Source organism: Halopseudomonas sp., assembly GCF_041579695.1.
Lineage (GTDB): Bacteria > Pseudomonadota > Gammaproteobacteria > Pseudomonadales > Pseudomonadaceae > Halopseudomonas.
In genome coordinates this window covers 1-5,674 of record NZ_JBFGFI010000122.1, presented here as the reverse complement: position 1 = coordinate 5,674, position 5,674 = coordinate 1, and the positions used below count along the sequence as shown (strand labels likewise).

Sequence of the window (5,674 nt, the reverse complement as noted above, 5' to 3'; positions counted from 1 at the left end):
GAATTCAGCGGGTCGTATTTCAACGCCACGGCAAAGTGCGTCGGGTTGGTAATCACCACGTCGGCCTGGGGCACCTCACCCATCATCCGGCGCTCGGCCATTTCGCGCTGCAGCTGGCGAATGCGCCCCTTCACCTCCGGCTTGCCCTCGGAGTCCTTGAACTCGTCGCGGACTTCCTGCTTGGTCATCTTCAGCTTCTGCTTGTTGTCCCATACCTGAAAAGGTATGTCGACCGCGGCTATCAGGATCAGCGAGCAGGCGAGGAAGAATAGTGCCGTGCCCAGAATCCACATACTGTGGGCAATGGCATCCGGCAGCGGCTGGGTGTTGAGGGAGAGCATCTCGTCCTGAAAGAGCGCGAGCACCAGCAGCGCCATCGCCAGCACCACCAGAAATTTGGCCAATGCCTTGAACAGCTCCACCAGAGCCTTGAGCGAGAACATGCGCTTGAGGCCGGCCAGCGGATTCATCCGGCTCGCCTTAGGCGCCAGCGACTTGCTGCTGAATAGCCAGCCGCCAAGCATCACTGGTCCCACGATGGAGGCTACAAACAGCAGGAAAAACAGCGGCGCGAGAATCATCAGTCCTATATTGACCGACTCGAGCAGGTGCAGGCCCATGCTGTCGGTAGCGTAGAGCGCTTGGCGTTCAAGCGAAAAATTGTAGGTCATCAGATCAAGCAGCAAACGAAGCATCGCCGGTCCGAACATGATCAGCCCCACTGCGGAACACATCACTACGGCCAGGGTATTGAGTTCCTTGGAGCGGGCTATCTGACCCTTGTCACGGGACTCCTTGAGGCGTTTCTCCGTGGGGTCTTCGGTTTTTTCCTGACCGCTGTCCGGTTGTTCTGCCATCAGCGCGCCCTCACCAGTTCACGCAGCCAGACCAGGGTGTCAGACGCAACCATCTGATAATGCTCACCGACGCTGCCAATCAGTACCCACATAATGAAGAGACCAAAGACCAGGGTAAGCGGAAAACCGATCGAGAAGATGTTCAACTGTGGCGCCGCCCGCATCATCACACCAAAGGACAGGTTGACGATCAGCAGTGCGGTAATAGCCGGCAGACCGATCAGCAGCGCAGCGGCCATCACCCAGGAAAATCGCAGTACAACTGCGCGAAAATCCGAGACCAGCAGAAACTCGCCCAGCGGCAGGGTATGGAAGCTTTCAACCAGTACCTCGATCACCACCAGATGGCCGTTGACCGCGAGGAACAGCAGCGTCACCAGCATGGTGAACACCTGTGCGACCACCGCCACGGAAATCCCCATGGTCGGGTCGTTCATCGAAGCAAAACCCAGACCCATCTGCATGGCGACGATCTGACCCGCCAGCACGTGGATCTGGAACAGTAGCTGCAGCACGAAGCCTATGGTTGCGCCAATCAGGATCTGCTCGGCAATGATCGCCCAGGTGTTCAGGTCCAGTGGATCCAGCAACGGCGGGGGCGGAATATGCGGCACAACCAGAAAGGTCACCGCCACAGCCAGAAATAGACGAATACGTGCCGGCACCAGCTGGGTGCCGATTACCGGCATAGTCATCATCACGCTGGCAATACGAAAGAATACCCACATGTAGCTGGATATCCAGCGGCTGATGTCTACGCCGGCGAGCTCGAGCATCAGCCGATCAGGCCGGGTATGCTGCGGTACAGGGTATCGGTATATTCGATCAGCTGCGTCACGATCCAGGGGCCCAGGACGATCAGCGTGATAAAGGTGAACAGCAGACGCGGCAGAAAGCTCAGCGTCTGCTCGTTGATCTGCGTTGCGGCCTGGAACGTCGCGACCACCAGACCCACCAGCAGGCTCGGCAGCACGATGGCCGCGACCAGCACAGTCGTCAGCCAGAGCGCCTGGCGAAACAATTCAACAGCGATTTCGGGTGTCATCGCGCGGCTCCTATCTCACGGCAAAGCTGGCGGCCAGGGTGCCTATTATCAGGGCCCAGCCGTCCACCAGCACAAAGAGCATGATCTTGAACGGCAGGGAAATGATCAGCGGCGACAGCATCATCATACCCATGGCCATCAACACGCTGGCGACCACCAGATCGATCACCAGAAACGGAATGAAGATCATGAAGCCGATCTGGAATGCGGTTTTCAGCTCCGAGGTGACAAAAGCCGGCACCAGGATGTGGAAAGGCACATCGTCGGGGCTGGTCAGGTCATCTCGTCGGGCCAGACGCACGAACAGTTCCAGGTCGGTTTCCCGGGTCTGCGCCAGCATGAAGCCACGTAGCGGAATACTTGCCCGCTCCAGTGCCTCCTGGGGTGACAGCTCCTCGTTCAGGTAAGGCTGCAACGCGGTTTCGTTCATCCGCTCGGCCACTGGCGCCATGATGAATATGGAGAGGAAAATCGCCAGACCGACCATGATCTGGCTCGACGGCGTTTGCTGCAGACCCAGCGCCTGACGCAGGATGGCGAAAACAATGATGATCCGGGTAAAGCTGGTCATCATCATCACGAAGGCCGGAATGAAGGTCAGCGCCGACATCAGCAGCAGGATCTGCAGGCTGACCGAATAGGTCTGCTCGCCGTCTCCGTCCGTGCTGAGCGTGATGGCGTCCATGCTCAACAGGTCACCCGCCTCCTGAGCCAACACAGCGGGTGCCAGAAACATCAACAGCAGAAATATCCAGCGCATCATTGCCGCGGCTCCCGCTTGAGCAAGCCCCGCAAGGTCCGGGCGAAGTCCGTATCCAGGCCGCCACTGGCGGCTACCTCGGCAATCGGCTCGTCAAAGGCGTGCAAGGTGTTGATCCGCCCCGGCGAAGCCCCGAGCAACAGTTGCTTGCCGCCTACGTCGACCAGGATCAGGCGATCGCGCGGTCCCAGTGGCAGACTGCTGATCAGCTTGATCTGCTGTCCGCCGCGCGGCGCCAGCGGTCCGGTGCGGCGCATCACATAGCCAATCAGGAAGATCAGCCCGACCACCAGTATCAACCCTAATGCGAGCTGACCCAGCTGCGCCATGATGTTGATCTGGCTGCCCTCTCGGGCCTCCTGCGCCATCGCGACGGAGGGCAGCAACAGCAGCAACGCGCCCGCAGGGCGCATCCATCCGGTCTGCATCAGCGCAACTTCTTGATACGTTCGGACGGACTGATCACGTCGGTCAGGCGGATGCCGAACTTCTCGTTCACCACCACCACTTCGCCGTGGGCGATCAAGGTACCGTTGACCTTCACATCGAGCGGCTCGCCGGCCAGGCGGTCAAGCTCGACCACTGAGCCCTGGTTGAGCTGCAGCAGATTGCGAATGGTGATATCGGTATTGCCCACCTCCATCGAGATGGTCACCGGGATATCCAGGATCACATCCAGGTTCGGTGTATCACCACCGGTCGCGAAGTTGTCCCCCGGCTGAATCGTGGGCGCGTTGAATTCTTCCATCGCCATGCGCGGGGACTTCTCGTTTTCCGCAAGCATGGCATCGATGTCATCCTGATTGGCGTCGCCCGACTCATCCAGCGCCGCAGCCCATTCATCTGCCAGCGCCTGCTCTTCGGGTGTTGTTTCGCCCGACGTCTTGTCATCGGCCATGTTGTCGTTCCTCAATGCTGTTGGTTGGCATATTGCTTATTGGAATAATTCTGTTTGCAGGCCTGGATCGCTCAGCGTGGCCGGACCACCGGCCCGAGTATCTGCAGCGCCAGGTTACCCTTGACCGAGCCGAGCTTGGCCTTGAATGTCGGCACGCCATTGGCGCAGAGGACCATGTGATCGGGCAGTTCCACCGGGATCACATCACCCGCCTGCATGCTCAGCAGATCCTTCAACTTCAACTGGCGCCGGACCACCGTGGCACTCAGCGGCACTCGGGCGGCGGTGATTTCCTCGCGCAGGGCGCGTACCCAGCGCTCATCATGCTCGTCCACATCCGACTGCACACCGGAGTCGAGCACTTCGCGCAACGGCTCGATCATCGAATAGGGAAAGGTCACATGCATGTCGCCGCCGCCGCCATCGAGTTCGACGTGGAAGGTCGAGACCACCACCACCTCGCTGGGGCTGACGATGTTCGCCAGCGCCGGATTGACCTCGGAATTTACGTACTCGAAATTCACCTCCTGCACCGCCTGCCAGGCTTCCTTCAGATCCAGGAAGGTCTGATCCAGTACCATGCGCACTACCCGTAGTTCAGTGGGGGTAAATTCCCGGCCTTCGATCTTGGCGTGGCGACCATCGCCGCCGAAGAAATTGTCTACCAGCTTGAACACCAGTCGGGCATCGAGAATGAACAGGGCCGTGCCACGCAGCGGTTTCATCTTGACCAGGTTGAGACTGGTCGGCACATACAGCGAATGGATGTACTCGCCAAACTTCATCACCTGCACACCCCCCACCGCGACATCGGCAGAGCGGCGCAGCAGGTTGAACATGCTGATACGGGTATAACGGGCAAAGCGCTCGTTGATCATCTCCAGGGTCGGCATGCGCCCACGGACAATCCGGTCCTGACTGGTCAGGTCATAGCTTTTGATCGAGCCGGGCTCGGCATCGACCTCGGTGTCGACTGCCCCGTCATCGACGCCATGCAGCAGCGCATCGATTTCATCCTGTGACAGCAGGTCCTGAACGGCCATGGGTGGTTCCTATTGCAAGACTATATTGGTGAACAGCACAGATTCGATTACCGGATTACCCAGCTCTTTCTCGAGCATCGCCTTCACGGCCAGGGTCGCGCGCTCGCGCAGCGCATCCTTTCCCTCTGGCGTGAACAGTGACGCATACTCTTCACTACTGAACTGCAGCACCAACTCGTTGCGCAGCAGCGGCATATGCTGGGAAAGCGCAGCCATCAGCTCGGGATCGCGTCCCATCAGCACCACATTGACCTGCATGTAACGGCGCCGACCCTCATGGGTGAAGTTGACAACGAACGCGGGATCCATCGGCTGGTACAGGGCCACCTGACGCAGAGGCTCAGCATCGGCGGCCTGCTCTGTCACTTCATCATCGCCGCTCAGCAGAAAATAAGCCACGCCGCCCGCTGACAGGAGAACTGCCAGAAAAGCGGCGCCTATCAGAATCAGCAGCTTCTTCTTGCTCTTGACCGGCGTGCCCTCGCCTTCTGCTGTGGGCTCTTGTATCTGTTCCTGCTTTGCCATGACAAAATACCGTCATTTATGCCGAGAAAAGCCTGTTTCACGGGCTGGTGAATTGCTTGCTGCATTGACCGTGCCAACTGCCAGGTCATATACAGAACCGAGGGCACCAAGGATAAAGCGAAGCGGGGTAAAAGTCTTTGTCTGCGGCTACAGATATCCAGACGAAACAAAACCGGGCCAAGCCCGGTTTGCGGTAATGCGCGGCGCGAGGAATCAGGCGTAGTAGTCAACCAGCCGACTTGATTCAGCCTGGCTCGCGGCGGCTGATGCCAGCATCATGCCGGCCTCGTCTGCTTCAAGTGCCTGCGTACCGCCAATGCCCCTGTTGCCACCACCGGTACCACCCTCCTGATTATGCTGGGCCTGCTGATCAACCGCCGAATCACCCACAGAAACATCAACCAGGTCCATGCCCTGCTGACTGAACGCTTCACGCAAACGGAACATCTGGGCCTCGAGGGCCTCGCGCACTGACGGATTCTGCGTCACGAACTGCACCTGATGCTCCTGGCCACGGGTCTGGATATGGATTTCCAGCGGCCCCAG

General features: G+C 59.1%; 9 protein-coding genes. All 9 read right to left on the bottom strand.

All coding sequences use genetic code 11. The features are described 5' to 3' along the window. Nucleotides 1-857, bottom strand: an 857-nt coding sequence (flhB, locus tag ABYA88_RS14990; protein ID WP_373188195.1) for a flagellar type III secretion system protein FlhB, incomplete at its 3' end; no start/stop codon positions are given. After that, on the bottom strand, nt 857-1,633 hold the full coding sequence (gene fliR, locus ABYA88_RS14985; RefSeq protein WP_373188194.1) for a flagellar biosynthetic protein FliR: 777 nt from the start codon (nt 1,631-1,633) through the stop codon (nt 857-859). The genes flhB and fliR, both read right to left, overlap by 1 nt. Beyond that, nucleotides 1,633-1,902 carry a flagellar biosynthesis protein FliQ gene (gene fliQ / locus ABYA88_RS14980; RefSeq protein WP_373188193.1) on the bottom strand — a complete coding sequence of 90 codons (270 nt, stop codon included), beginning with the start codon at nt 1,900-1,902 and terminating at the stop codon, nt 1,633-1,635. Before fliQ ends, fliR begins: the two co-directional genes overlap by 1 nt. Nucleotides 1,903-1,912: 10 nt before the next feature. Beyond that, a complete protein-coding gene (gene fliP / locus ABYA88_RS14975) occupies nt 1,913-2,665 on the bottom strand; it encodes a flagellar type III secretion system pore protein FliP (protein WP_373188192.1) in 753 nt (250 codons plus the stop codon). After that, complete coding sequence (fliO, locus tag ABYA88_RS14970) at nt 2,662-3,090, bottom strand: flagellar biosynthetic protein FliO (RefSeq protein ID WP_373188191.1); 429 nt, start codon at nt 3,088-3,090, stop codon at nt 2,662-2,664. Before fliO ends, fliP begins: the two co-directional genes overlap by 4 nt. Beyond that, on the bottom strand, nt 3,090-3,560 hold the full coding sequence (gene fliN, locus ABYA88_RS14965; protein ID WP_373188190.1) for a flagellar motor switch protein FliN: 471 nt from the start codon (nt 3,558-3,560) through the stop codon (nt 3,090-3,092). The genes fliO and fliN overlap by 1 nt, the downstream gene beginning before the upstream one ends. A 71-nt stretch (nt 3,561-3,631) precedes the next feature. After that, nucleotides 3,632-4,603: a flagellar motor switch protein FliM gene (fliM, locus tag ABYA88_RS14960; protein ID WP_373188189.1), complete on the bottom strand. Its 972-nt coding sequence runs from the start codon at nt 4,601-4,603 to the stop codon at nt 3,632-3,634. 9 nt (nt 4,604-4,612) lie between these two features. Further along, the gene (locus ABYA88_RS14955) at nt 4,613-5,128 is read right to left on the bottom strand and encodes a flagellar basal body-associated FliL family protein (protein WP_373188188.1); all 516 of its coding nucleotides are present in this window, start codon (nt 5,126-5,128) and stop codon (nt 4,613-4,615) included. Between the two features lie 213 nt (nt 5,129-5,341). Continuing rightward, a partial coding sequence (locus ABYA88_RS14950; protein ID WP_373188187.1) for a flagellar hook-length control protein FliK occupies nt 5,342-5,674 on the bottom strand: 333 nt, incomplete at its 5' end.